At 68.4% G+C, this 24,895-nt stretch carries 19 protein-coding genes and 1 pseudogene; 10 read left to right on the forward strand and 10 right to left on the reverse strand.

All coding sequences use genetic code 11. The annotated features are described in order from the left end of the window. Positions 1-7 precede the first annotated feature (7 nt). The 5 genes from ACMUOY_RS11080 to ACMUOY_RS11100 all read right to left on the reverse strand — a co-directional run bounded on the left by ACMUOY_RS11080 (position 8) and on the right by ACMUOY_RS11100 (position 8,324). Entirely contained in the window at positions 8-385 is a 378-nt protein-coding gene (locus ACMUOY_RS11080; protein WP_413892780.1) for a GNAT family N-acetyltransferase, read from the reverse strand. Positions 386-478: 93 nt separating this feature from the next. Beyond that, positions 479-946: a RidA family protein gene (locus ACMUOY_RS11085; protein ID WP_413892781.1), complete on the reverse strand. Its 468-nt coding sequence runs from the start codon at positions 944-946 to the stop codon at positions 479-481. Further along, positions 915-1,973: a transglutaminase family protein gene (locus ACMUOY_RS11090; RefSeq protein WP_413892782.1), complete on the reverse strand. Its 1,059-nt coding sequence runs from the start codon at positions 1,971-1,973 to the stop codon at positions 915-917. The genes ACMUOY_RS11085 and ACMUOY_RS11090 overlap by 32 nt, the downstream gene beginning before the upstream one ends. After that, positions 1,973-4,528, reverse strand: a complete 2,556-nt coding sequence (locus ACMUOY_RS11095) for a circularly permuted type 2 ATP-grasp protein (RefSeq protein WP_413892844.1) — start codon at positions 4,526-4,528, stop codon at positions 1,973-1,975. The genes ACMUOY_RS11090 and ACMUOY_RS11095 overlap by 1 nt, the downstream gene beginning before the upstream one ends. Positions 4,529-4,781: 253 nt before the next feature. Further along, complete coding sequence (locus tag ACMUOY_RS11100) at positions 4,782-8,324, reverse strand: DUF2126 domain-containing protein (protein ID WP_413892783.1); 3,543 nt, start codon at positions 8,322-8,324, stop codon at positions 4,782-4,784. Between the two features lie 132 nt (positions 8,325-8,456). Here ACMUOY_RS11100 and ACMUOY_RS11105 point away from each other — a divergent pair, with 132 nt between their 5' ends. From ACMUOY_RS11105 to ACMUOY_RS11125, 5 genes are all read left to right on the forward strand, one after another. Continuing rightward, positions 8,457-10,952 carry a DNA internalization-related competence protein ComEC/Rec2 gene (locus tag ACMUOY_RS11105; protein WP_413892784.1) on the forward strand — a complete coding sequence of 832 codons (2,496 nt, stop codon included), beginning with the start codon at positions 8,457-8,459 and terminating at the stop codon, positions 10,950-10,952. Between the two features lie 133 nt (positions 10,953-11,085). Beyond that, a complete protein-coding gene (locus ACMUOY_RS11110) occupies positions 11,086-12,582 on the forward strand; it encodes a circularly permuted type 2 ATP-grasp protein (protein ID WP_413892785.1) in 1,497 nt (498 codons plus the stop codon). A 9-nt stretch (positions 12,583-12,591) separates the two neighbouring features. Next, positions 12,592-13,551 carry an alpha-E domain-containing protein gene (locus ACMUOY_RS11115; protein WP_413892786.1) on the forward strand — a complete coding sequence of 320 codons (960 nt, stop codon included), beginning with the start codon at positions 12,592-12,594 and terminating at the stop codon, positions 13,549-13,551. 53 nt (positions 13,552-13,604) lie between these two features. Then, the gene (gene rlmD / locus ACMUOY_RS11120; RefSeq protein ID WP_413892787.1) at positions 13,605-15,083 is read left to right on the forward strand and encodes a 23S rRNA (uracil(1939)-C(5))-methyltransferase RlmD; all 1,479 of its coding nucleotides are present in this window, start codon (positions 13,605-13,607) and stop codon (positions 15,081-15,083) included. A 75-nt stretch (positions 15,084-15,158) separates the two neighbouring features. Beyond that, on the forward strand, positions 15,159-17,468 hold the full coding sequence (locus ACMUOY_RS11125) for a cytochrome P450/oxidoreductase (RefSeq protein WP_413892788.1): 2,310 nt from the start codon (positions 15,159-15,161) through the stop codon (positions 17,466-17,468). Positions 17,469-17,479: 11 nt separating this feature from the next. Here the strand turns inward: ACMUOY_RS11125 and ACMUOY_RS11130 are convergent, their stop codons facing one another. The 4 genes and pseudogenes from ACMUOY_RS11130 to ACMUOY_RS11145 all read right to left on the reverse strand — a co-directional run. Further along, positions 17,480-18,247, reverse strand: coding sequence for an NAD(P)-dependent oxidoreductase (locus ACMUOY_RS11130; RefSeq protein ID WP_413892789.1), 768 nt, complete (start codon positions 18,245-18,247; stop codon positions 17,480-17,482). A 198-nt stretch (positions 18,248-18,445) separates the two neighbouring features. Then, a complete protein-coding gene (locus ACMUOY_RS11135; protein WP_413892790.1) occupies positions 18,446-18,907 on the reverse strand; it encodes a methyltransferase family protein in 462 nt (153 codons plus the stop codon). Positions 18,908-18,921: 14 nt separating this feature from the next. Then, the gene (locus ACMUOY_RS11140) at positions 18,922-19,392 is read right to left on the reverse strand and encodes an SRPBCC domain-containing protein (RefSeq protein WP_413892791.1); all 471 of its coding nucleotides are present in this window, start codon (positions 19,390-19,392) and stop codon (positions 18,922-18,924) included. 240 nt (positions 19,393-19,632) lie between these two features. Further along, a pseudogene (locus tag ACMUOY_RS11145) lies at positions 19,633-19,824 on the reverse strand (Bcr/CflA family drug resistance efflux transporter); the annotation flags it as partial. Positions 19,825-19,935: 111 nt separating this feature from the next. Between ACMUOY_RS11145 and trhA the strand changes: the two are divergent. After that, positions 19,936-20,601 (forward strand): PAQR family membrane homeostasis protein TrhA, encoded by a 666-nt coding sequence (trhA, locus tag ACMUOY_RS11150; protein ID WP_413892792.1) that lies wholly within the window; start codon positions 19,936-19,938, stop codon positions 20,599-20,601. Between the two features lie 32 nt (positions 20,602-20,633). Here the strand turns inward: trhA and mutL are convergent, their stop codons facing one another. Continuing rightward, entirely contained in the window at positions 20,634-22,511 is a 1,878-nt protein-coding gene (gene mutL, locus ACMUOY_RS11155) for a DNA mismatch repair endonuclease MutL (RefSeq protein WP_413892793.1), read from the reverse strand. Positions 22,512-22,545: 34 nt separating this feature from the next. On the opposite strand from mutL, the gene ACMUOY_RS11160 reads away from it, so the two are divergent. From ACMUOY_RS11160 to ACMUOY_RS11175, 4 genes are all read left to right on the forward strand, one after another. After that, positions 22,546-23,193 carry a DedA family protein gene (locus ACMUOY_RS11160; RefSeq protein ID WP_413892794.1) on the forward strand — a complete coding sequence of 216 codons (648 nt, stop codon included), beginning with the start codon at positions 22,546-22,548 and terminating at the stop codon, positions 23,191-23,193. A 61-nt stretch (positions 23,194-23,254) separates the two neighbouring features. Further along, on the forward strand, positions 23,255-23,545 hold the full coding sequence (locus ACMUOY_RS11165; RefSeq protein WP_413892795.1) for a J domain-containing protein: 291 nt from the start codon (positions 23,255-23,257) through the stop codon (positions 23,543-23,545). Then, positions 23,542-24,114, forward strand: a complete 573-nt coding sequence (locus ACMUOY_RS11170) for a hypothetical protein (RefSeq protein ID WP_413892796.1) — start codon at positions 23,542-23,544, stop codon at positions 24,112-24,114. Before ACMUOY_RS11165 ends, ACMUOY_RS11170 begins: the two co-directional genes overlap by 4 nt. Before the next feature lie 37 nt (positions 24,115-24,151). Beyond that, entirely contained in the window at positions 24,152-24,895 is a 744-nt protein-coding gene (locus ACMUOY_RS11175; protein WP_413892797.1) for a hypothetical protein, read from the forward strand.

Consider the following 24,895-nt stretch of genomic DNA (forward strand, 5'->3'; position numbering starts at 1 on the left):
GCCGGCGTCAGAGCCTGATCTGGTAGTCCGAATGGCCGTCGCTTTCGCGCGGCGGCAGGGGGAGCGCGCCAAAGCGCTGGTACAGCCGGTTCGCGGCCGGGTTGCGGGGTGAGACGTCTTCGATCGTGAAGGTGCTGCACTGGCGGGTCCGCGCCGCCCCGATGAGGGTGCCGATCACCAATGAGGCCAGGCCTTTGCCGCGGAAGACAGGCACCGTGGCGATGTTGCTGAGGCGGAAATCCGAACCCCGCACGACGCCCAGGGCCTCGACCACGTCGAGCTTGTCGACGGTCAGTCGAAGGGTATAGGGGGTGTCCGGCTCGGCGGTCCAGAACTGCAGGTGAAGGTCGATCTTGTCCAGATCCGGCCGGCTGAAGGGCCACATGCTGAAGAGCTCCGGGTTGCTGGGTGTCTCAAGGGGGCGGTGCCGCCATGTGCGCCGTCGGCGCAAGGCGTCGGATCGGCCCGGCGGTCGGGATCAGGCCAGTTCGGCGATCAGTTCGATCTCCACGCAGGCCCCCAGCGGGATCTGCGCCACGCCGAACGCGCTGCGTGCATGCGCGCCCTTGTTGCCGAACACCTGCGCCAGCAGCTCGGAGCAGCCGTTGGTCACCAGGTGCTGTTCGGTGAAGTCGGACGTGGAGTTGACCAGGCTCATGACCTTCACGATGCGCTTGACGCTGTTGAGATCGCCGCCGGCGGCCTGGCAGGCCGCCTGCAGCGTGCCCATGAGGTCGATGGCCACGGCACGCGCGGCGGCCTGGCCTTCGGCGGTAGTCACGTTCTTGCCGAGCTGGCCCACCCAGGGCTTGCCGTCCTTCTTGGCAATGTGACCGGAGAGGAAGACCAGCTTGCCGGTCTGTACGAAGGGCACATAGGCTGCGGCCGGCACGGCCACCGGCGGCAAGGTGATGTTAAAGGCCTTGAGTTTGTCGTTGATGTTCATCGGGCAGCTCCGAAAGAGGGGTCAGGGTGGGTAGCGGCGGCAGGGGCGGCAGCGGCTCGGCAGCCGCATCCCGTATCCCGGATTCGCCTTCTTCGTGTGGGGCCGGCGTTGTGCCGCTGAGCAGTTCCTGCAGCGGCTGTACCGTGACAGCCACCGTGAGTGTATGCCGCGCGCCGCCGTGGATCACCCCGCGCATGGGTGAAATATCTGAATAGTCGCGCCCCAGCGCCAGCGTCACGTAGTCTTCCCCGGGCGAACCCCACCCGCTGCGGTTGTTGGTGGGGTCCAGGTCATACCAGCCATTGCCGTCCTGTGCGCCCGGCAGGTCCGGCAGGTAGACGGCCACCCAGGCATGCGAGGCGTCGCTGCCGATCAGGCGCGGCTGCCCGGCCGGCGGGTGCGTCAGCAGGTAGCCGCTGACGTAGCGTGCCGGTACGCCCATGGCGCGCAGGCAGCCGATCATGATGTGGGCAAAGTCCTGGCACACACCGGTACGCCGTTCCAGTGCCTCCAATGCCGGGGTGTTGACCTCGGTGCTGAACGTTTCATAAGTGAATTCGTCATGGATGCGCGCCATCAGGTCGCGTGCGGCCTCGATCAGCGCGCGACCGGGGGGGAAGCTGGGGCGCGCATAGGCCGAAAAGGCATCGTGTCGCGGCGCATGGTGCGAGGCAAACACGAACTCGGCGGCGGCATCCCAGGCGGCGCCGGCGCGGAAGCGAAAGCGCTCGCGTACGGCTTCCCAGGCGACGGTGCTGCGCGCCGGCTTCGGCGCGCGGGTCTCGACTTCGCTGACCGCCACGACGCGCAGCACGGTGTGCGGGGACTGCAGCGAAAAGAACGTGCGCAGATTGCCGTAGACGTCGGGCGTCTGGCTGCGCTGCGCGGGCGTCGGTGCGATGTCGAGCCGATGGTCCAGCAGGCGCTGGCAGGGCGTGTCCAGCGGGTGCAGATGCGCCATGTGCTGCGCTGTCTCGACCGCCGGGCTGTAGTCGTAGCGCGTCTCGTGGGTGATGCGCAATTCCATCAGGCCCCCAGGCTCTGGCCGGTCTCGAAGGTGTGGGTGAAGTAGCGCAGACTGATGTCCTCCGACAGTTGCCAGGCCGCGCCCAGGCATTGCGACAGCAAGGCGGCCAGAGCGCTGTAGCGATCGTCCGCGTCCGGCGTGCACAGGGGGGCGAGCCTCCAGTCGGCGGGGTCGGGCATCTTGCGGGCCAGCGCATCCAGTGCATCGGGCGCGCTGCCAGCCAGCTTGGCCAGGCGACCGCGCAGCGTCTGCACCACCCAGCCCAGCGAGCGCGGGTTGTCGCGGTCCAGCACCAGCAGGTCCACCAGGGCCGCGACATCGCGGCTCTGCTGGTACTGCGCATGAAAGGTGATGGTGCTGTCGAACAGCGCCACCAGTGCTTCGAAGCCACCGCTGTCATGGACCGCGCCGGTCTGGAAGCCGCTGGCCAGCGCAGGCGCCAGCACGCACAGGCGCTCGATCAGGCGGCCGATCGAAAGCAGCCGCCAGCCGTCGTCGCGCGTCATGCGGTCGGTCTGGGCTCCGGTGATGGCCGCCATGTCGTTGCTGGCCGCCTCCAGCGTGCGCAGGGCATCGGCGGCGGACCAGTCGCCCTGTGCGGCGTGCGCGGCGCAGCTCTGAGAGAACTGTGACTCGGCGCGGGTGATGATGCTCCAGTGCTCCTGCGACAGGCGTTCGCGCACGCTGGAGGCATTGAGCTTGAGCGCGCGCAGGTTGTAGCCCACGCTGGTGGCGCCGTCGCGGCTGTCCAGGCTGGCGATCAGCGAGCGCTCGAATACCCGGCGCGCCTGCACGGCGCTGGGCACGCCGGGCAGCACCAGGGTGCTCTTCATGGCCATGTCGCCCAGCCAGGCCAGCAGGGCCGGCGCCGCGGCGTCCTCGCCGTTCAGCCGGTTGATCGTGATGCGGGCCAGCCGGATGCTGTTCTCGGCCCGCTCGGTGTAGCGGCCCATCCAGAACAGGTTCTCGGCGGCACGGCTGGTCACCAGGCGCTTGCGCTGGACGACCGCGGCCGGTGTCTGGTGAGGGGCCAGCAGCGTGGTGCGGTCCACCGTCTCGCCTTTTTCGACATCGGTCAGGACCCAGGCATCGGCGCTGCTGCCGCCGCGCTGCATGGTGGCGATGCCTTCGCTGGCGCTGGCCAGGCGCGCCAGCCCACCGGGCAGCACCCGCCACGATTGCGGGCCGTCGGCCACGGCAAAGACGCGCAGCATCATGGAGCGGGGCTCGATCCGGTCACCGCCCGTGCGCGGCTCCCAGGTCGGCATCTGCGACAAGGGCAGCCAGGTCTGGGTGGTGTGGATGTCCCCCTCGCGCAGGATGCGTCCCGCCCATTCATCGAGTTCGCGGCGCGACATCGATCGACCCAGCGCGGCCTCGAAGCTGCCATGGCTCGCCGAGCCCGGGTAGGTGGGCTTGATCACGCATTTGTCGAGCTGCGGCAGCACCGCTTCCAGCGAGGCGCGTTCGCCGCACCACCAGGTGGGCAGCGCGGGCAATTGCAGGTCCTCGCCGAGCAGGTGGCGCGACAGGGCCGGCAGAAAGCCCAGCAGCGCGCTGGACTCCAGAAAGGCCGAGCCGGGCGCATTGGCCACCAGCACGTTGCCGGCGCGAATCGCCTGCAGCAGGCCGGGCACGCCCAGCGTGGAGTCGGGGCGCAGTTCCAGCGGGTCGAGGAATTCGTCGTCCAGGCGCTTGAGCAGGCCGTGCACCGGCTCCAGCCCGCGCAGGGTCTTGAGGTAGACGCGCTGGTCGCGCACCGTCAGGTCGCTGCCTTCGACCAGCGTCAGGCCCAGGTAGCGCGCCAGGTAGGCGTGCTCGAAATAGGTTTCGTTGTAGGGGCCGGGCGTGAGCAGCGCAATGTGCGAATCCGCGCCGGCCGGGCTCATGGCTTTCAGCCCCTCGATCAGCGCGCGGTAGGTGGCGGCCAGGCGCTGCACGTGCATGGCCTCGAAGGCCTTGGGGAACAGGCGCGAGATCGACAGCCGGTTCTCCAGCAGGTAACCCAGGCCCGAGGGCGCCTGCGTGCGCTGCGACACCACCCACCAGTTGCCGTCCGGACCGCGGGCCAGGTCGAAGGCCGCGATGTGAAGGTAGGTGCCGCCCACCGGCACCACACCGTGCATGGCGCGCAGGTAGCCAGGGTGGCCACGCACCAGCGCCGGCGGCAGCAGGCCGGCCTTGAGCAGCTCGCGAGGGCCGTACACGTCGGCCATCACCCGGTCAAGCACGCGCACGCGCTGCAGCACGCCAGCCTCAATCTGCCGCCAGCTTTCGGGCGCCACGATCAGCGGGAACAGGTCCAGCTCCCAGGGGCGCTGCGGACCGCTGGCGTCGGCGTAGACGTTGTAGCTGACCCCGTTGTCGCGGATCTGGCGCTGCAGCGTCTCCGTGCGCCGGTTCAGGTCGGCGAAGCCCGCGGTGCCCAGTGCGTCAAAGAACTGGGTCCATTTGTCGGACAGCTCCAGCGTGTAGGTTTCGTCGTCCCGCGCGGCGCGTCCGCGCAATTCGTCGAAGTGGCCTTCTTCCGCCGCCGACGCCAATGCAGCGGCCATGCTCGCTGGCGAGAGGTCTTCGGGTGCATCGGTCGAGGGGGTCGGGGCAGGGTGTTCCACAGCAGTCGATTGTCGCATCCGGTGGGCTGGGGCTTACCCGGATTGCCCGTGATCGGGACGCGGCCGGCGGGCGAACGCACCGCTTCCTCTCGCGCCTGCATAGCTATCAAAAGAGTAGCAAATAACGTCCATCTGACGATGGGTAGGGTCTGAAAACACCAGCTTATGCGTCAGACGATCGATGCACGCGCATTCACAACTGGCGCCGCAGGTCGAGCGTGAACGGAAATTCCCGGCTGCCCGGCACGTCGATGCTGGCCGGCGGCACGCTCATGAGGCCCGGGGTGTGGCCCATGCGGGTGAAGCGGGACAGCCGGCGGCTCTCGGCCTCGTAGGAGTTGACCGGGAAGGACTCGTAGTTCAGCCCGCCCGGGTGGGCGACAAAGTACTGGCAACCGCCCAGCGAGCGTTTCATCCAGGTGTCCACGATGTCGAACGTCAGCGGCGCGTGCACGCCGATCGACGGGTGCAGGCTCGACGGCGGGTTCCAGGCCTTGTAGCGAACGCCGGCCACGAACTCACCCGTGGTGCCGGTGGACTGCATGGGCAGCGGGCGGCCGTTGCAGGTGATGACGTAGCGGCTCTCATTCAGGCCGGTCACGCGCACCTCGATGCGCTCCAGCGACGAGTCCACGTAGCGCACGGTGCCGCCGGACGAGCCTTCCTCGCCCATCACATGCCAGGGCTCCAGGGCGTTGCGCAGCGTGAGCTCGATGCCCATGCTCTTGACTTCGCCGACGAGCGGGAAGCGGAACTCGAAGTGCGGGGCGAACCAGGCGTCGTCGAAGGCATAACCCGCCTGGCGCATCTCGGCCATGATGTCGGCGAAGTCCATCTGGATGAAGGTCGGCAGCAGGAAGCGGTCGTGCAGTTCGGTGCCCCAGCGGGTGACGGGCGCGCGGTAGGGCTCCTTCCAGAAACGCGCCACCAGGGCGCGCAGCAGCAGCTGTTGCGCCACGCTCATGCGGGCGTGCGGCGGCATCTCGAAGGCGCGCAGCTCCAGCAGACCCAGGCGGCCGGTCGAGCTGTCGGGCGAGTAGAGCTTGTCGATGCAGAACTCGCTGCGGTGCGTGTTGCCGGTGACGTCCACCAGGATGTTGCGCAGCGTGCGGTCCACCAGCCACGGAGGCATGTCGGTGCCGAAGCGCTCGCGGTTGGCATAGACCTCGTGCAGCGCGATCTCCAGCTCGTACAGCTGGTCGTTGCGGGCTTCGTCCACGCGCGGGGCCTGGCTGGTCGGGCCGACGAACATGCCGCTGAACAGGTAGCTCAGGGACGGGTGGTTGTGCCAGTACAGGATCAGGCTGGCCAGCAGCTCGGGCTTGCGCAGGAAGGGGCTGTCGGACGGCGTGGCGCCGCCGAGCACGAAGTGGTTGCCGCCGCCGGTGCCGGTGTGGCGCCCGTCGGTCATGAACTTCTCGGCCGACAGGCGCGTCTCGAACGCCGCCTGGTACAGGAACTCGGTGTGCTGCACCAGCTCGCCCCAGTTGTGGGCCGGGTGGATGTTGACCTCGATGACACCCGGGTCGGGCGTGACCTGCAGCAGCTTCAGGCGCGGGTCGCGCGGCGGCGGGTAGCCTTCGAGCACGATCTTCATGCGCAGCTCTGCTGCCGTGGCTTCGACCGCAGCGACCAGGTCCAGGTAGTCCTCCAGGCGCGCCAGCGGCGGCATGAAGACGTACAGCACGCCGCTCTTGCCACCGTGCTCGGCCTCGGCCTTCGGGCCGTTGGCGCGCATCGGGTCGCGCACCTCGACACACAGCGCGGTGCGGGTGATCCAGTGGGCGGACTCCTGGCGCTGCGGTGCGCGCGTGGCGTCGGTGCTGAGCTGGGCGTGCGACGGCTGGATCTCGCCGCGCCAGTTGGCCTGCTCGGCGCTGATAGGGCCCGCGCCACTGCCATGGCCCTGGCCTTGCACCGCCACCACGCCGCCTTCGGCAAAGCCGCCGCCGGTGGTGTGGGCCGCATAGCCACCGGCGCCGTCCGGGCCGGCCTGCACGGTGTTGTACTGGGCACGCAGCGTCGTGGCCTGGGGCAGGGCGTCGCGGGCGGCGTAGGGGTCCTGCTCGATCAGGTAGGGGTAGTCGGCCTTGCTGACCCAGGGCAGGGAATCCAGCGGCAGGCGGTAGCCCATCGGCGAATCGCCGGGAAAGAGGTACATGCGCTCGTCACGGAAGAACCACGGCCCGGTGGTCCACAGCGGACCGGCCAGGCCGGGGCCGACCGGCGGGTTGCACTGCAGCGGCAGCACGTAGCCGACGACAGTGTCCAGCCCCTGGGTGAAGACGCGGCGCAGGCGGATGCGCTCCATCTCGTCTTCCAGTTTCGATTCGAACGGGTCCACGTTGACCGGCAGGCGGCGCTCGCGCCACAGGTAGTACCAGGTGTCTTCGTAGCCGGGCTCGATGAAGCGGTCGCTCAGGCCGAGTTTGCGCGACAGGGCCTGGATGAACCGCTGCGAATCTTCGGCGGTGTAGGTGTGGGCCTCGCGCTCGTCGGCAAACAGCGAGGGGTCGTTCCAGATCGGCTGGCCGTCGGCGCGCCAGCAGATCGACAGGGCCCACCGCGGCAGCTGCTCGCCGGGGTACCACTTGCCCTGGCCGAAGTGCAGGAAGCCGCCCTGGCCGTATTCGTCGCGCAGCTTGTGCACCAGCTCGCTGGCCAGGCCGCGCTTGGTCGGGCCCAGGGCGTCGGTGTTCCATTCCGGCGCGTCGCGGTCGTTCACGGCCACAAAGGTGGGCTCGCCGCCCATGGTCAGGCGCACGTCGCCGGCCACCAGTTCCTGGTCGACCTTGGCGCCGAGGGCCATCACGTCGGCCCATTGTTCGTCGGTGTAGGGCAGGGTGACGCGCGGGGATTCATAGATGCGCGTGACCTGCATGTGGTGGGCAAACTCGACCTCGCACTCGTCCACCCCGCCTTCGATGGGCGCGGCGCTTGACGGGGTGGGGGTGCAGGCCAGCGGGATGTGGCCCTCACCGGCCAGCAGGCCCGAGGTGGCGTCCAGCCCCACCCAGCCGGCGCCAGGCAGGTAGACCTCGCACCAGGCGTGCAGGTCGGTGAAATCGACCTCGGTGCCGCTGGGGCCGTCCAGGCTCTTCACGTCGGGCGCCAGCTGGATCAGGTAGCCCGAGACGAAGCGCGCCGCCAGGCCGCAGTGGCGCAGCAGCTGCACCAGCAGCCAGCCGGAGTCGCGGCAGGAGCCGGAGCCCAGCTCCAGCGTCTCCTCGGGCGTCTGCACGCCAGGCTCCATGCGGATGGTGTAGTTGATGTCCTTGTGCACCATCTGGTTCAGATCGACCAGGAAGATCACGCTGCGCCGCTTGGTGCGGTCGATCTTGTCCAGGTAGGCCTGCACCAGCGGCGTGGCCGGCTCGGTGATCAGGTAGGGCGCCAGCTCCTGCTTGAGCTCGGGCGCGTAGGTGAAGGGGAACTCCTCCGCGTCGGGCTCCAGGAAGAAGTCGAACGGGTTGTAGACCGCCATTTCGGCCACCAGGTCGACCGTCACCTTGAACTCGGTGGCCTTTTCGGGAAACACCAGGCGCGCCTGGTAGTTGGCAAACGGGTCCTGCTGCCAGTTGACGAAATGGCCCACCGGCTCGATCTTGAGAGAGTACGAAATGATGTTGCTGCGGCAGTGCGGCGCCGGGCGCAGGCGGACCACTTGGGGCCCCAGCGTGACCGGGCGGTCGTATTTGTAGTGGGTGACGTGGTTCAGGGCGGCGTGGATGGACATTCGCGTCTCGGGTGGGTTCGGTTCAAATCGGTCAGGCAGCCGGGCGCACGGATGCGCCGGGGCGGGTACCCGATCCTAGCAAGACCCGAGCCAGTCGACCGCTCTGTGTCGATGTCCGTTTAGCATGGCGTGATGCACGACCCCCTGAATCCGGACGAAACCCGCGCCAGTGGCGGGCTCTGGGCCGGTTCGGTGGTCATGACCGGTTTCGTGGCGGGCCATGCGCTGCAATTGCAGCAGGCGCAGTTGTGGGCGGCTTGGGTGTACGCGGCTCTGTTCGCGGCACCCCTTGGCGGCTGGGCGTGGGCGGTGCTGGCGCGCCGGGCGGGCCCCTGGCCATCGGAAAACCCTGCCTGGGTCGCCCGGTTGCTGTTGGCGTTCGCAGCAGCGGCCATCGGTTTCGGCTTGTGCGGCTGGCGCGCCACGGTGTATGCGCAGCAGGGTCTGAGCCCGGCGCTGGAGGGGCGTGACCTGACACTGGTCGGCCAGGTGGGGGCCATGCCGCAACGCAACGAGGCCGGCGTGCGTTTCCGCTTCGACATTGAGGCCGCCACGCTGGACGGCGCTGCCGTGGCCGTTCCGCGGCGGGTGCTCCTGGGCTGGTATGGCGGCGCCGCCGTGGCGGCGGATGGCGCGACGCTGGAGTTGCAGCGTCAGCCGGCCGACCTGCGCCCCGGGGAGCGCTGGCAGATGACGGCGCGCCTTAAAGCCCCGCACGGCAACCTCAATCCGCATGGCTTCGACTATGAACTCTGGCTCTGGGAACAGGGGCTGCAGGCCACCGGATACGTGCGCTCGAGCCTGAAAGACCTGCCGCCGCAGCGCCTGGCCACGACCTGGGCACACCCGGTGGAGCAGGCCCGCCAGTCGGTGCGCGACGCCATCCTGGCGCGCGTCGGCGACGGGAGCCCGGAGCGTGCGCGCAGCGCGGGCATTCTGGCCGCACTGGTCACGGGCGACCAGGCCGCCATCGAGCGCGCCGACTGGGACATCTTCCGCGCCACCGGCGTGGCCCACCTGATGAGCATTTCCGGGCTGCACATCACCCTGTTTGCCTGGGTGGCTGCGGCGCTGATCGGCGCGCTGTGGCGGCGCTCGGCGCTGTGGGGATGGCGGCTCTGCCTGTGGCTGCCCGCGCCGGCCGCGGCGCTGATCGGCGGCGTGGCCCTGGCAGCCGCCTATGCGGTGTTCAGCGGCTGGGGGGTGCCGGCCCAGCGCACGATCGTGATGCTGGCCACGGTGGCAGCGCTGCGCCTGAGGGGGCGGCAATGGCCCTGGCCGACGGTCTGGCTGCTGGCCTGCGCGGTCGTGGTCGCGGTGGATCCCTGGGCGTTGACGCAGGCCGGCTTCTGGCTGAGTTTCGTCGCCGTCGGGGTGTTGTTTGCTACGGATTCAGGAGCTAAAGACGACCCTTCGACGCTGGGATGGGGCTATTTTTTCCATAAAACCCGCCAGTTGCTGCGGGAGCAGGCGGTGGTGACGCTGGCGCTGACCCCGCTGAGCCTGCTGCTGTTCGGTCAGGTCTCGGTGGTGGGCCTGGTGGCCAACCTGCTGGCGATTCCGTGGATCACACTGGTGGTCACGCCGCTGGCGCTGGCGGGCGTGGTCCTGCCGGCCCTGTGGGACTTCGCCGCCTGGACACTGGGCCCGCTGGCGGCGCTGTTGGGATGGCTCGCCAGCCTGCCGTTTGCCACGGTGTCGATGGCCGCCGCGCCCCTGTGGGCCGGCGTAGCAGGGGTGACCGGCGGCGTGCTGCTGGCCGCGCGGTTGCCCTGGGGCGTGCGGGCACTGGGTCTGCCGCTTTTGTTGCCGGTGCTGTTGTGGCAGGCGCCGCGTCCTGCGCCGGGTGAATTCGAACTTCTGGCGGCCGACGTCGGGCAAGGCAACGCGGTGCTCGTGCGCACCGCCGGCCATGCCCTGGTCTACGACGCCGGGCCGCGCTTCTCCGCCGAGAGCGACGCCGGCCACCGCGTGCTGGTGCCGCTGCTGCGCGCGCTGGACGAGCGGGTGGACACGCTGGTGCTGAGCCACCGCGATACCGACCACACCGGCGGCGCCCGCGCCGTTCTGGCCATGCAGCCGCAGGCCGAACTGCTGAGTTCGATCGAAGACAGCCACGAGCTGCAGGCGCCGCGCGCTGCCACGCGCTGCATGGCCGGCCAGCGCTGGACCTGGGATGGCGTGACATTCGATTTCCTGCACCCGCAAGCGGCGGACTACGACAGCGGCGCCCGGTCCAATGCCATGAGTTGCGTACTGCGCATCGGCAACGGCCGGCGCACCGCGCTGCTGGCGGGCGACATCGAGGCGGCGCAGGAAGCGCGGCTGGTGGCTTCGGGCGACAGCCTGCGCGCCGATCTGCTGCTCATGCCGCACCACGGCAGCAAGACCTCGTCCACCCCCGCGTTTCTGGATGCGGTGCAGCCGGGCGTCGTGCTGGTCCAGGCCGGGTACCGCAACCGCTTCGGTCACCCGGCGCCGGGCGTGCTGGAGCGTTACCGCGAGCGCGCGATCCGCGTCGTCGAGTCGGCTCGCTGTGGCGCGGCCACCTGGACGTCCTCAAGCCCGGACGCGGTGGCCTGCCAGCGCGATGTGGCGCGGCGCTACTGGCATCACTTTGTGCGCTGAACCCGGCCTGATGCTTCTCTGATTGATGCGGATCAAGAAGGGGTGAGGCCAGCCGGACGATCGGCATCAGGTGGCGCCGTTTGTGCACCAAGCTGGCGCGCAACTTGCTATCCTGTGCGTAGGAGAACATGCAATGCTGAAATTCGACGAGATGTATGCCCAACTGACCCCACAGGGAACGGGTCAATCACAGTCCCAGGGCGGACAGAGCCAGAGCCAGGGGTCCGGGCAGGGCGTGCGGCCCCACTACGAGGCCTATGCGAAGTGGCTCGCCGGCCAGCCGGACACCGTGATGCGCTCGCGCCGCGACGAGGCCGAGATGATCTTCCGCCGTGTCGGCATCACGTTTGCCGTCTACGGCGCCAAGGACGAGGACGGCTCGGGCACCGAGCGCCTGATCCCCTTTGACCTGATCCCGCGCATCATTCCCGCGCACGAGTGGCGCAGCATGGAAAAAGGCCTGGTGCAGCGGGTCACGGCGCTGAACCGCTTCATCCACGACGTCTACCACGACCAGGAGATCCTCAAGGCTGGCGTGGTGCCGCGCGAGCAGATCGAGGGCAATGCCCAGTTCCGCCCCGAAATGATGGGGGTGGACGTGCCCAACGGCATTTATTCGCACATCAGCGGCATCGATATCGTGCGCGCCCCGGATGTCCAGGGCAAGGGCGAGTACTACGTGCTCGAAGACAACCTGCGCGTACCCAGCGGCGTGAGCTACATGCTGGAAAACCGCAAGATGATGATGCGGCTCTTCCCCGAACTGTTCAGCCAGAACCGCGTGGCCCCGGTCGCCCATTACCCCGACCTGCTGCTCGATACCCTGCGCGCCAGCGCCCCCAGCACCACGGCCGAGCCCACGGTGGTGGTGCTCACGCCCGGCATGTACAACAGCGCCTACTTTGAGCACGCCTTCCTGGCGCAGCAGATGGGGGTGGAACTGGTCGAGGGCCAGGACCTGTTCGTCAAGGACAGTTTCGTCTACATGCGCACCACCCGCGGCCCCAAGCGCGTGGACGTGATCTACCGCCGCGTGGACGACGACTTCCTCGATCCCCAGGTGTTCCGCCCGACCTCCACCCTGGGTTGTGCCGGCCTGATGGAGGCTTACCGCGCCGGCCATGTGGCGATCTGCAACGCTGTGGGCACCGGGGTGGCCGACGACAAGTCGATCTACCCCTACGTGCCCAAGATGATCGAGTTCTACCTCGGCGAAAAACCCATCCTGAACAATGTGCCCACGTACATGTGCCGCAACCCGGACGACCTGAAGTACGTGATGGCCAACCTCAAGGACCTGGTGGTCAAGGAGGTGCATGGCGCGGGTGGCTACGGCATGCTGGTCGGCCCGGCTGCGACGAAGGCCGAGATCGAGGACTTCGGCAAGGCCGTGCTGGCCAATCCGGCGGGCTACATCGCCCAGCCCACGCTGAGCCTGTCGAGCTGCCCCACCTACGTGGAGTCGGGCGTCGCCCCGCGCCACATCGACCTGCGACCCTTCGTGCTGTCGGGACGCCATGTGCAGATGGTGCCGGGGGGGCTGACGCGGGTGGCGCTCAAGGAGGGCTCCCTGGTGGTGAACTCGTCGCAGGGCGGCGGCACCAAGGACACCTGGATCTTGGAAGTTTGAGGAATAAATATGCTGTCACGTACCGCCGACCACCTGTTCTGGATGTCCCGCTACACCGAGCGGGCCGAGAACACCGCCCGCATGCTCAACGTCAACTACGAGACCTCGCTGCTGCCCCAGTCGGCCAGCGCGGCCGAGGCGGGCTGGCAGGGGCTGCTGTCCATCAGCGAGCTGCTGCCGGCCTACACCGCGCTGCATGGCGACGTCAATGCGCGCAGCGTGATGGAGTTCATGGTCAGCGACGAGGACAATCCGTCGTCGATCATCTCCTGCCTGCGGGCCGCCCGCGAGAACGCGCGCGCCGTGCGGGGCACGCTGACCACCGAGGTCTGGGAGACCCAGAACCAGACCTGGCTCGAGGTCAACCGCATGCTCAAGACCGGCGAATTCGAGCGCGATCCGGGCAAATTCTTCGAATGGGTGAAGTTCCGTTCGCACCTCTCGCGCGGCGTGACCGTGGGCACGATGCTGATGGACGAAGCCCTGTACTTCATGCGCCTGGGCACGTTCCTGGAGCGCGCCGACAACACCGCGCGCCTGGTCGATGTGAAGTTCCATGCCGTCGAAAATGACTTCATGGGCACAGTCGGCGAGCATGAACAGGAATACGATTTCTACCACTGGAGCGCCATCCTGCGCAGCGTCAGCGGCTTCGAGATCTACCGCAAGGTCTACCGCGACGTGATCAAGCCCGAGCGCGTGGCTGAGCTGCTGATCCTGCGCCCCGACATGCCGCGCTCGCTGCACGCCAGCCTCAACGAGGTGGTGAGCAACCTGCGGCTGGTGGCGAGCGACGAAGATAGCGACACCCTGCGCCATGCCGGACGCCTGCGCGCCGACCTGCAGTTTGCCCGCATCGACGAGATCCTGGCCACCGGCCTGCATGCCTTCCTGACCCAGTTCCTGGACCGTGTGAACGGGCTGGGCGGTCGCATCAGCCGCGACTTCCTCGTGCCCGCGGTGGGCTGATCCGCTGCGGCTGTGTCCGGGCCGGCGACGCGCCGGCCTGAGACAATCCGGGCATGACCGAAGAAACCCTTTGCGCGCCTGTTCCGACCCCCCACGCCCCTGACGCCCCCGCCGAATCGCCGGCCCTGCCCGCCGGGTGGCTCAAGGTCGACTCCCTCGACATCGAGGCCCAGGGCATTGCCCGCAAGCCCGATGGCAAGGTGGTGTTCATCGAAGGCGCGCTGCCGTTCGAGGTGGTCAGCGTCAACGTGCACCGCAAGAAGAACAACTGGGAGGCGGGCACCGTCACGGCCATCCACCAGGAGTCCTCGCAGCGGGTGCGCCCCGGCTGCCCGCATTTTGGCCTGCACACCGGCGCCTGCGGGGGCTGCAAGATGCAGCACTTGCACGCGGCCGCACAGGTGGCCGTCAAGCAGCGTGTGCTGGAAGACAACCTTTGGCACCTGGCCAAGGTGCGCGCCGAAACCCTGCTGCGCCCGATCGAAGGGCCGACCTGGGGCTACCGCTACCGCGCGCGTCTGTCGGTGCGCTACGTGCACAAGAAAGGCGAGGTGCTGGTGGGCTTTCACGAGCGCAAGAGCCGCTACGTGGCGGACATCCGGGAATGCCCGGTGCTGCCGCCTCACGTCGACGCCATGCTGATGCCGCTGCGCGCGCTGATCTTCAGCCTGGACGCGCGCGAGACCTGCCCGCAGATCGAACTGGCCGGCGGTGACGCGGTTACGGCGCTGGTGTTGCGGCATCTGGAGCCCTTGTCCGAGGATGATCTGGCCCGCTTGCGCACCTTTGCGGTGCAATATGACGTGCAATGGTGGCTGCAGCCAAAAGGCCCCGATACGGTGCATTTGCTCGATGAAGGGGGCACCATTTTGGCGTATGCCTTGCCCGACTTCCGCATCACCATGCCGTTCAAGCCCACCGACTTCACCCAGGTCAACCCGCACATCAACCGCGTGCTGGTGTCGCGCGCGCTGCGCCTGCTGGCGGTGGAAAAGCACGAACGGGTCATCGACTGGTTCTGCGGCCTGGGCAACTTCACGCTGCCGCTGGCCACGCAGGCGCGCGAAGTGCTCGGCATCGAGGGCAGCGAGACCCTGGTGGCCCGCTCCCGGGAGAATTATGAGAAAAACAAGGCCGGTCCCAGCGCGAAACGGTCATTGTGTGCTACCGGGTTTGTAGCGCGTAATCTTTTCGAAATGACGCCGGCCATGCTGGTGGCCGATGGCAGTGCCGACAAGTGGCTGGTCGACCCGCCGCGCGAAGGCGCCTTCGCCCTGGCCAAGGCCGTCGCCGACCTGCACCAGGCGCGCATCGGCGCCGAAGACGCGCCGCCGCTGCCGCCCGGCGCCGAGCACTGGACGCCCCCGAAGCGCATCGTCTACGTCAGCTGCAACCCGGCCACACTGGCCCGCGACGCCGGCCTGCTGGTGCACCTGGGCGGCTACCGCTGCGTGCAGGCCGGCGTGGTCAACATGTTTCCGCACACCGCGCATGTGGAGAGCATCGCGGTGTTCGAGCGCGATGCGCCCTAGCCGCGCGGCGATGCCCGCGAACCGCGCAGCGGCGCACTGTGGCCCGATTCAACCCGAACGATAGGAGACCGCCCCATGTCCTGCCCCGTGGACCACGCTGCCCAGCGCCTCTCGCCGACCGGCTGCCCCATCTCCGGAAACGCCGCCGCGTTCGACCCGTTTTCCCTCGCTTACCAGCGCGACCCGGCCGGCACCCTGGCCTGGGCGCGCGAGGAGGAGCCCGTGTTCTACAGCCCCGAACTGGGCTACTGGGTCGTCACCCGCTATGACGACGTGAAGGCGGTATTCCGCGACAACATCCTGTTCTCGCCCTCGATCGCATTGGAGAAGATCACCCCCGCGCCGCCTGAGGCCGCCGCCATCCTGCAGCGCTACGGCTACGCGATGAACCGCACCATGGTCAACGAGGACGAGCCCGACCACATGGAGCGCCGCCGCCTGCTGATGGACGCCTTCCTGCCCGAGGCGCTGGCCCGGCACGAGCCCGCTGTGCGCGCGCTGGCGCGCCAGTACATGGACCGCTTTCTGGACAAAGGCCGCGCCGACCTGGTGGCGGAGATGTTCTACGAGATCCCGCTGACCATCGCGTTGCACTTCCTGGGCGTGCCGGACGAGGGCGCGGAGCAGCTGCGCCAGTTCGCCGTGGCTCACACGCTCAACACCTGGGGCCGGCCCACGCCCGAGGAGCAGCTCAAGGTGGCCGAGAACGTCGGCCGCTTCTGGCAGGTGGCGCAGAAGATTCTCGAAGACATGATGGCCTGGCCCGATGGCGAGGGCTGGATGTACGAGACCATCCGCCAGCACCACCTGCACCCGGCCATCGTCACCGAGAGCTACCTGCGCTCCATGATGATGGCCATTATGGCGGCCGCGCACGAGACCACGTCGAATGCCACGGCCAACGCCTTCATGACGCTGCTGACGCACCGCGAGGCCTGGGAGGCCATCTGCGAGAACCCGGCGCTGATTCCCAACGCGGTCGAGGAATGCCTGCGCGTGGCCGGCTCCATCATTGCCTGGCGGCGCATCGCCACCGCCGACACCTCGGTGGGCGGCGTGGCGATCCCCAAGGGCGGCAAGTTGCTGATCGTGCAGGCCTCGGCCAATTTCGACGCCCGGCATTTCGAGAACCCGCAGGAAGTGGACCTCTATCGCGACAACTCGGTGGAACACCTGACCTTCGGCTACGGCGCGCACCAGTGCATGGGCAAGAACATCGGCCGCATGGAGATGCGGGTTTTTCTGGAGGAATTCACCCGTCGCCTGCCGCACATCCGGCTGGTGGAGGGGCAAAGCTTCGATTTTTTGCTGAACACCTCGTTTCGCGGCCCCGCCGAGCTGTGGGTGGAGTGGGACCCGCGCCGCAACCCCGAGCGCGCCAACCCGGCCATCCTGGACAAGCCGCTGTCCTTCAAGATCGGCGCGCCGGTCAAGGACGACATCACCCGCGCCGTGGTGGTGCGCGAGCGCCATGAGGAAGGCGAGGGCCTGGTGCGCCTGGTGCTGGCGGATCCGCGCGGGCGTCCGCTGCCGGCGTGGTCCGCCGGCTCGCATGTGGACCTGGTGGCCGGAGGCTTCCGCCGCAAGTATTCGCTCTGTGGCATCCGCGATGACCGCTCGGTGCTCGAAGTGGTCATCCTGCGCGAGGCCCAGGGGCGCGGCGGCTCCCGGCATTTCTGCGACGCCGTGGGCGTGGGCGACACGATCCACCTGGCCGGCCCGAAGAACCTGTTCCGCCTCGACGAGTCGGCGCAGCACCACATCTTGATCGCCGGCGGCATCGGCATCACGCCCATCCTGGCCATGGCCGACCGGCTGAAGGCGCTGGGCAAGCCCTACGCGCTGCACTACGCGGCCCGCTCGCGTGCGCACATGGCGCTGCTGGCCCTCGTGCAGCGCGACCATGGCGCCAGCCTGTCGCTGCATGTCAGCGAGGAAGGCTCCCGCATGCAGCTCGAAGCGCTGCTGGCCAATATGGGTGAGGGCACGCAGGTTTACTGCTGCGGGCCCGAGCGCCTGATTGACGCAATGCAGGCGCTGGGCGAGGGCTGGCCCGAGGGCACGCTGCACGTCGAGCACTTCAGCACTGAGGGTTCGCTGCTGGACCCGGCGAAGGAGCACGCGTTCGAGGCGGTGCTGAAGGACTCCGGCACCACGGTGACCGTGGCCGCCGACCAGACCCTCCTGCAGGCCCTGCAGGCCGCCGGCATCGACGTGCCTTGCGACTGCGGCGAGGGTTTGTGCGGCACCTGCGAGGTCGGAGTGCTCGACGGCGACGCGGACCATCGCGACAAGGTGCTGAGCAAGGCGGAGCGCGCCGCCAACACCCGCATGATGAGCTGCTGCTCCCGCGCGCGCGGGCAGACGATCACGCTGGCGCTCTGAGCGGGAGACGGTTACCCGATCTTCACCGTCTTGCCCGCCTGCTCATAAACCTTCTCGCCGCGTTGCCCCTCGGGCAGCGCCACGCCCACGCGCGCGCGGCTGAAGCGGCCACCGGCTGGCAGGTGGTCGAGCAGCACCGCGGCCACATCGTCATACGACACGATCAGCTCCGGCGCGTGACTCTTGAACGCCAGCGAGGTCGCGATGCGCGGCAGCCAGCGGGTGTAGCCCGGCCGGGGAAAGGGCCAGACGTCTTTGGAGATTCGCAGGTCGCTGCGGGCCTGGCCGGTGCTGGAGGGCACCATCGGCCCCGGGCACATCAGCGACCAATCCAGCCTGGAGGCCGCCACCCGCCGGTAGTTGGTCTGGTGCGCCTTGTAGAGCGCCGGCACTCCCGGCAGGTCCGCACCCATGATGTCCGTGCCCGGCACATCCAGCGCGGCCGCGCCACCGAACAGCCACAGGCGCCCGCCCGGCCCCAGCGCGGCTTCGGCCTGCGTGACCACGCGGTCCACCAGTTCGATGAACGCCGCGCCGTCGGCCACGTAACCGGCGCAGTTGATCACCACGTCCTGCCCCGTCATGGCGGCGCGCAGTGCGGTGGCGTCGTTGACGTCGCCCTCGAAGACCGTCAGGCCGGGCGGCACGGCCGTGCCCAGTTGCTGCTGAAGCTTGGCGCGGTTGCGCACGAACGCGGTGACGGCGTGGCCGCGCGCCAGCGCCTGGGCGAGCAGCCGCTGGCCCATGTTGCCGGTGGCGCCGAGGATGAGGAGTTTCATGGAACCTGTGGTCAGAGGGATGGACGAGAGGCCGGTGGACAGGGCCGCCGGCACGACGCGCACCACTATAGCCCTTGCGGTCGTTCGCCGTGCATCGGGTCCATGCAAAAACAATAGCGGGTGGTGACCATTTCACGCTGGGATCAGGCCATTTTTCCATCAAGAATGCCTCCCAATGTCCGGCGACGGCCCCGGAACTCAGATCCAGCGCCGCACCTGGCCCATGTAGTCGGCAAATTCGGGTCCGAAGCGCTGCAGCAGGGCGCGCTCCTCGGGCTTGATCTGGAAGCGGGTCAGGTATCCGCAGAACGCGGCCACCAGCGCGTAGCCCGTCAGCGCCGAGCCCCAGGCTGCCAGGCCGAGCAGGACCAGCGCCATGCCCAGGTACATCGGGTTGCGGCTCAGCCGGTAGAGGCCGGTGCGCACCACCGTCGTGGCGCGCTGCGGCGCCATCGGGTTGACCGTGGTGCGCGCGCGGCGAAAAGCCAGCACCCCCGCCAGCGCCACACCGAGGCCCGCCAGAATCAGCAATACGGCCAGGGCCCGATGCCCCGGCACCGGGACGCGGACCAGCGGCATCCAGACCGACGCCGCCACAATCGCCGCCGCAAAGATAGCCACCAGCACCAGCGGGGGAATGCGCAGTTCAAGCCGGTGCATGGTTGCCGTCCCGTTCAAGGCTCGGCTTGGGACGCTGACGACGCACCCGTAGCCAGCAGCACCGCCTGCAGGCGGTTCAGGTTCTGTTCGTTGGCGGGCACCACGATGGGCGCCGCGGCGGTCGCCACGCGCGGGTCATCGAAGGCCTGGCGCCAGTCGAGACGCGTTTGCCCATCGGCCTCGGTCAAGGTGATGGTCAACGTGAAGTGCGGCGCGGTGACGTGCCGGATGACGATGCGCTGTGGCGACGCTTCAAGAAAGGTGCAGTCGTTGGGGTAGTGGGTGCCATCCGGCCCGCGCATGACAAACGTCCACCGACCCTGCGGCTTGAACTCGAAGACCTCGAAGGTATTGCTGAAGCCGTCCGGCCCCCACCAGGCCCCGAGCCGCTCGGGATGGGCAAACGCCGCGAAGACTTGCGCGGGCGTGAAGGGGAAGAGGCGGCTGGTTGTGAAGACGCCGTCTGCGCTGGGTTGGGTGGGCATGGGTTGCCTTGGCGGGGGCGGCGCGAAGCGGGGTTCTGGTGGGTGGGCGGGGGGTGCCCGGCGGCACTGCTGATCGGATATGGTCTGCCGGCTGGATCTGCTGCAACGATGGTCTCGAGGTCAATCAGAGGGAAATCAGTGTCTGACCCCAATAAAAGGACCCCAATAAACAGGTCTTTGCGAGTGAGACCGGGTGCATGCCCCGCCGGTTGGCGGGGGGCACGGTCTCTTCGAAGCGCAAGACAGCGGCCCCCAGACCAACTGGGACAGGCCGAACGAGAGCAGCAGCGCGGTCAGGGTGAGCTGGGCCTGCGCCATCGAGGCACCGAAGCCTTCGGTCAGCGCGGGCAGCGCCGGCAGGTAAAGGTCGGTGGTGACCGCCTGCAACCCCAGCAGCAGGGACAGCAGCAGCACGATCAGTCCCGGCGACATGGCCGATGCGGTGGCCGTCTTTGCCGGGGCTTGGGAGGTGGGAGGCATCGAGCTGAGCGTACCAGATCGATGCGGGGCGCCGCGCCGCGAAAGGGCGCAGAATGGGCCGGTATGTCCATCGCTGCCCGGAACCCGTCACCCGCCCCGCGCCACCAGTCGCTGGGCGAGGAAATCGCCAACAGCGTGAGTCATGGTGTCGGCCTGCTGGCCGCAATGGTGGCCACGCCGTTCCTGATCGCGTCGGCGGTGGCGCGCGGGGATGCGGCCTTCATCGCCGGGGCCTGCGTGTTCGCGCTGTCGATGGTGGCGCTTTACGGCGCGTCCATGGTCTACCACGCGCTGCCGCGCAACCGTGCCAAGCAGGTGGCACAACTGCTGGACCATGGCGCCATCTTCCTGCTGATTGCAGGCACCTACACACCGTTCACGCTGGGCGTGCTGCGCGGCGCCTGGGGCTGGACGTTGTTCGGCTTGGTCTGGGGCTTGGCCGTGATTGGCGTGACGCTCAAGGTGATGAACCGGATCACCCATCCGCACCTGTCCACCGGCCTGTACCTGCTGATGGGCTGGCTGGTGGTGATCGCGATCAAGCCGCTCATTGCGAGCATGCCGGCCGCTGGGCTGGCCTGGCTGGTGACGGGCGGCCTGGCCTACACGGCGGGGGTGGTGTTCTTTGCCGCCGATGCGCGCTGGCGCTTCGGACACTTTGTCTGGCACCTGTTCGTGATGGCCGGCACCACTTGCCATTTCGTGGCGGTCTACGCCTACGCCGCCTGAAGGCCGCCGAAGCCCCCAGGGGTGGCGCGGCCTCAGCGCCCGCGCAGAAACAAGCCGTCGAGCTCGCGCATCGTCAGCTGGCGCCAGGTCGGGCGGCCGTGGTTGCACTGGTCGGAACGCTCGGTGGCTTCCATCTGGCGCAGCAGCGCATTCATTTCGTCCAGCGTGAGGCGCCGGTTGGCACGCACGGCGCCGTGGCAGGCCATGGTGCCCAGCAATTCGTTCTGTGCGCGCTGGATCACCGTGCTGGCGTCATGCTGCGCCAGTTCGGCCAGCACGCTGCGCGCAAGCTCCACCGCATCGCCCTGGGCCAGCGTGGTCGGCACCGCGCGCACGGCCAGGGTGCGGGGGGAGAACGGGGTGATCTCCAGCCCCAGGGTGTGCAGGACCTCGGCGCTGGCCTCGGCGGTGGCCACTTCCTGTGCCGTGGCGGCAAAGGTGGCCGGGATCAACAACGGCTGGCTGCTGAGCCGGGCCTCGTCCATCTGCTGCTTGAGCCGCTCGTACAGGATGCGTTCGTGCGCCGCGTGCATGTCGACCACGATCAGGCCCTGGGCGTTTTCCGCCAGGATGTAGACGCCGTGTAGCTGCGCGATGGCCCGCCCCAGGGGCCAGACCGTCGGCTCGCCAGGCGAGGCCGATCCGGATGTCGCTGCTGTCTGGTCGCTCGTGAGGGCGCTGAAGGCGGGCGGGGACTCACCTGCGGCGGGCCGCACGGGCCAGAGGGCCTCCAGATCGCTCACCCGGCTGCCTGAAGGGTTTGCAAAATTGATAGCGGGTTGTGACCATTTGACGCTGGGGTTAGGCCGATTCGATTCAAAAACAGGGCTGAATGGGCCTTCGGATCCTGCCGGGCTCGCCACCAGAACCTCGCCAGGGGCCATCTGCGCGGCCAGGGCCTGGGCGCGCGGCACGGCCAGCGCATTTTCAACCGCATGGCGCACCGCCTGGTGGATCTCGCGGCTGTCCCGAAAGCGCACCTCGATCTTGGTCGGATGCACGTTCACGTCGACCCGCGTCGGGTCCATCTCGACGTAGAGCGCATACACCGGCTGGCGCTGGCCGTGCAGCACGTCCTCGTAGGCGCTGCGCGCCGCGTGGGTCAGCACCTTGTCGCGCACGAAGCGCCCGTTGACGTAGGCGAACTGCTGGTCGGCGCGGGCGCGGGCCACGTCAGGCAGGCCGGCGCGGCCGCTCACGCGCACTGTGCCCACGCTGTAGTTCACGGCGATGGATTGCGCCAGAAAATCCTCGCCCAGCACATCGGCCAGGCGCCGTTCCAGCGTGGTGGCGCGCCACTGCTCGACCAGCTTGCCCTCGTGCCAGACGGCAAAACCCACGTCGGGCCGCGCCAGCGCGTGACGGCGCACCGCCTCGATGCAGTGCGCCAGCTCGGTGGCGTCGGTCTTGAGGAACTTGCGGCGCGCTGGGGTGGAATAGAACAGTTCCTTCACCTCGACCGTGGTGCCGGTGCCGCGCGCGGCCGGGCGCAGCTCGCCGGTGCGCCCGTCCAGCAGGTGCGCGCTGGCGTCGCCGGCCATGCGCGACAGCAGGGCCAGTTCCGACACCGAATTGATGGCCGCCAGCGCTTCGCCGCGAAAGCCCATGGTGCCCACGGATTCGAGGTCGTGCAGGCTGGCGATCTTGCTGGTTGCGTGGCGTTTGATCGCGGTGGACAGCTCCTCGCGCGCAATGCCCGCGCCATCGTCTTCCACCGCGATCAGCCGCACGCCGCCGGCCAGCAGGCGCAGCGTGACCTGCGTGGCACCGGCGTCCAGGGCGTTGTCCAGCAGCTCGCGCACCACGGAGGCCGGGCGCTCCACCACCTCGCCGGCGGCAATCTGGCTGATGAGTTCGTCGGGCAGTTCGCGGATCGGGCGCCGCGCGGCAGGGGATAAGGCGGGGTTCACGGGGGAATTCTAGGGGGCAGGGATAATCCCCCCCATGGAGCTTGTGACTTTTCTGATCGATTTCATCCTTCACGTGGACAAACACCTGGAGGTTTTTGTCCAGACCTACGGCGCCTGGGTCTATGCCTTGCTGTTCGTGATCATCTTTGTGGAGACCGGCCTGGTGGTCATGCCTTTCCTGCCGGGGGATTCGTTGCTCTTCGTGGTAGGGGCGCTGTGTGGGGCCGGACTCATGGACATTCGCCTGGCCATGGGGCTGCTGGTGGTGGCCGCCATCCTGGGCGACCAGGTCAACTACAGCATCGGGCGGTATTTCGGGCACAAGGTGTTCCATTGGGAGGATTCGCGCTGGTTCAACCGGCGGGCCTTCGACCAGGCGCACCAGTTCTACGAAACCTACGGCGGCATCACCATCATCCTGGCGCGCTTCATGCCCTTCATCCGGACTTTCGCCCCCTTTGTGGCCGGTGTGGCCGAGATGACGCGCAGCAAGTTCACCGCCTATAACGTCGTCGGGGCGCTGATCTGGGTGGTGGGGCTGACAGCTGCCGGGTACTGGTTCGGCAACCTGCCCTGGGTGCAGGCGAACCTCAGCAAGATCATCTGGGCCATGATCCTGATCCCCGGTGTGGTGGTCCTGTTCGGCGCCTGGAAGGCGCGGCGCAAGGCCGCTGCGGCATGAGCGCAGCGCCGCTGGGCCCCACGCAAGCCTTCACCGCAGCCCGCCAGGACGAGGTGCTGCGGTGAGCGACCACTATGCGATGCTCGGGCTGGCTGCGGATGCGACGCTGGCCGATATCAAGCGGGCGTTCCGCCAGAAGGCCTCCAGCTACCACCCCGACCGCAACACCTCACCGGATGCGCCGGCGCGCTTTCGGGCCGTGCAGGCCGCCTACGACGTGCTGTCCGACGAGGCCAGCCGCCAGGCCTACGACGACAACCGCCGCCGCAACCTGCTGGACGACCCGCTCGAATCCGCGCGCGCCATCTGGCAGACCTATTTCGACACCGTGCTGGAGCAGACCCCCCGATGACCATGACCCCCTTTTTCCTTGAGCTCCACGCGGCCTACCAGTCGGAACTGGACGACCTGGCCACGGACTCCGAAGGGCGCGACGTGCTGCAGCAGCGCCTGCGCGAAAAGCGCCGCGAAATCGGCTTTCTGGCGCAGATGATGGAGCTCAGCCCCGAGATGGTGGCCGTGGTGTTTCACCGTGGCTTCCAGTTCCGCGAGCCGGCCGTCATGGAGCAGTTGCTGACGCTGGAGGCCGACGAGTTTCCCGACTGGGACGACGTGCTCGCCTCCGTGCAACTTCACCCGTGGGCGCAGGACCTGGCCGCCGTCGTGCGCGAGCAGCCCGCCGGCGAGTGGTTCCTGACGGTCGCGGCCGCACTGGAATACCTGCAGGGCCGCCGCGTGGCGCTGCCGGCCGGGGCCGGCGAGGCCGCCGATATCGACGAGGCTGATGGCGAGGGCCCTGCACGCGCCGAAGGCGAGGACCCGTTCGGGGACGGCGACACGGACGATGCCGAGGCCGACCGCATCAACGAAGAGGCCGGCGCCGAATGGCTGGCCGAGCAGGGCTTCGACCGCAAGGAATGAGCCGCCGGGCTCCCGCTTCACATTCAGACCGACCGACATGAACCAGATAGCCCTGATCGAAAAGACCCGAAGCCTGATTGCCGCCGGCGACATCTCCGGCGCCGAGGCCGCACTGGCCGACCTGGCCGACACCGAAGGCGATGGCGCCCTGATGGTGGTGCTGGAGCAGCTGCAGCCCAAGGACATCCTGGCCGTGATCCGCGAGTACGACAACTCGAAGGATTCGGTCATCAACCTGCTGGTCACGCCCGCACAGTTTGCGCGCGCGGTGGTCATCGAGAAGCAGTACAAGGACCTGACCCGCACCCACCTGCGCGGCATGATGAACGCGGTGATCTTCCGCGAGGACGCCGACCCGATCGAGTTCCTCACGGCCATCGGTGACCTCGAAGGAGGCAGCGAGGCGCTGGCCGACTATTTTTCCGAGAAGTGGAGCCGCGTCGAGGCCTTTGCCCGCACGGGCCTGTTCGACACCGTCGAGGACGATGGCGAGATCGTCTCCGAGGCCACGCTGCGCGGCGCCACCTACGCCCGTGCCCGCATCGAGCGCGACGAGGTGGCCGACCAGGACTGGATGGAGCTGGCCTGGATCCTGCGCTACGAGCTGCCCGACCTGTTCATCGAGATGCTGCTGGTGCTGCGCGCCAAGGCCCGTGCCCATGACCTGGGCCTGGACGACGAGGACGCGGAAGAGGACGACGGCAAGGTCGACCTGGCCGACACCGACCGCGGACGCGCCACCCCGGTGGCGCAGGACCCGGACGAAGAGTCCGCCATCTGA

Origin of the sequence: Candidatus Skiveiella danica (assembly GCF_022705245.1) — a bacterium.
Lineage (GTDB): Bacteria > Pseudomonadota > Gammaproteobacteria > Burkholderiales > Burkholderiaceae_C > Skiveiella > Skiveiella danica.

What these genes read in the sequence shown, in the direction of transcription:
- ACMUOY_RS11100 (WP_413892783.1), bottom strand. Translation starts at nt 8,324, where the DNA reads ATGTCCATCCACGCCGCCCTGAACCACGTCACCCACTACAAATACGAC.
- ACMUOY_RS11170 (WP_413892796.1), top strand. Translation starts at nt 23,542, where the DNA reads ATGACCATGACCCCCTTTTTCCTTGAGCTCCACGCGGCCTACCAGTCG.
- ACMUOY_RS11160 (WP_413892794.1), top strand. Translation starts at nt 22,546, where the DNA reads ATGGAGCTTGTGACTTTTCTGATCGATTTCATCCTTCACGTGGACAAA.
- ACMUOY_RS11110 (WP_413892785.1), top strand. Translation starts at nt 11,086, where the DNA reads ATGCTGAAATTCGACGAGATGTATGCCCAACTGACCCCACAGGGAACG.
- ACMUOY_RS11175 (WP_413892797.1), top strand. Translation starts at nt 24,152, where the DNA reads ATGAACCAGATAGCCCTGATCGAAAAGACCCGAAGCCTGATTGCCGCC.
- rlmD (WP_413892787.1), top strand. Translation starts at nt 13,605, where the DNA reads ATGACCGAAGAAACCCTTTGCGCGCCTGTTCCGACCCCCCACGCCCCT.
- ACMUOY_RS11105 (WP_413892784.1), top strand. Translation starts at nt 8,457, where the DNA reads ATGCACGACCCCCTGAATCCGGACGAAACCCGCGCCAGTGGCGGGCTC.
- ACMUOY_RS11080 (WP_413892780.1), bottom strand. Translation starts at nt 385, where the DNA reads ATGTGGCCCTTCAGCCGGCCGGATCTGGACAAGATCGACCTTCACCTG.
- ACMUOY_RS11140 (WP_413892791.1), bottom strand. Translation starts at nt 19,392, where the DNA reads ATGCCCACCCAACCCAGCGCAGACGGCGTCTTCACAACCAGCCGCCTC.
- ACMUOY_RS11115 (WP_413892786.1), top strand. Translation starts at nt 12,592, where the DNA reads ATGCTGTCACGTACCGCCGACCACCTGTTCTGGATGTCCCGCTACACC.
- ACMUOY_RS11125 (WP_413892788.1), top strand. Translation starts at nt 15,159, where the DNA reads ATGTCCTGCCCCGTGGACCACGCTGCCCAGCGCCTCTCGCCGACCGGC.
- trhA (WP_413892792.1), top strand. Translation starts at nt 19,936, where the DNA reads ATGTCCATCGCTGCCCGGAACCCGTCACCCGCCCCGCGCCACCAGTCG.
- ACMUOY_RS11130 (WP_413892789.1), bottom strand. Translation starts at nt 18,247, where the DNA reads ATGAAACTCCTCATCCTCGGCGCCACCGGCAACATGGGCCAGCGGCTG.
- ACMUOY_RS11090 (WP_413892782.1), bottom strand. Translation starts at nt 1,973, where the DNA reads ATGGAATTGCGCATCACCCACGAGACGCGCTACGACTACAGCCCGGCG.
- ACMUOY_RS11085 (WP_413892781.1), bottom strand. Translation starts at nt 946, where the DNA reads ATGAACATCAACGACAAACTCAAGGCCTTTAACATCACCTTGCCGCCG.
- ACMUOY_RS11135 (WP_413892790.1), bottom strand. Translation starts at nt 18,907, where the DNA reads ATGCACCGGCTTGAACTGCGCATTCCCCCGCTGGTGCTGGTGGCTATC.
- ACMUOY_RS11095 (WP_413892844.1), bottom strand. Translation starts at nt 4,528, where the DNA reads ATGGCCGCTGCATTGGCGTCGGCGGCGGAAGAAGGCCACTTCGACGAA.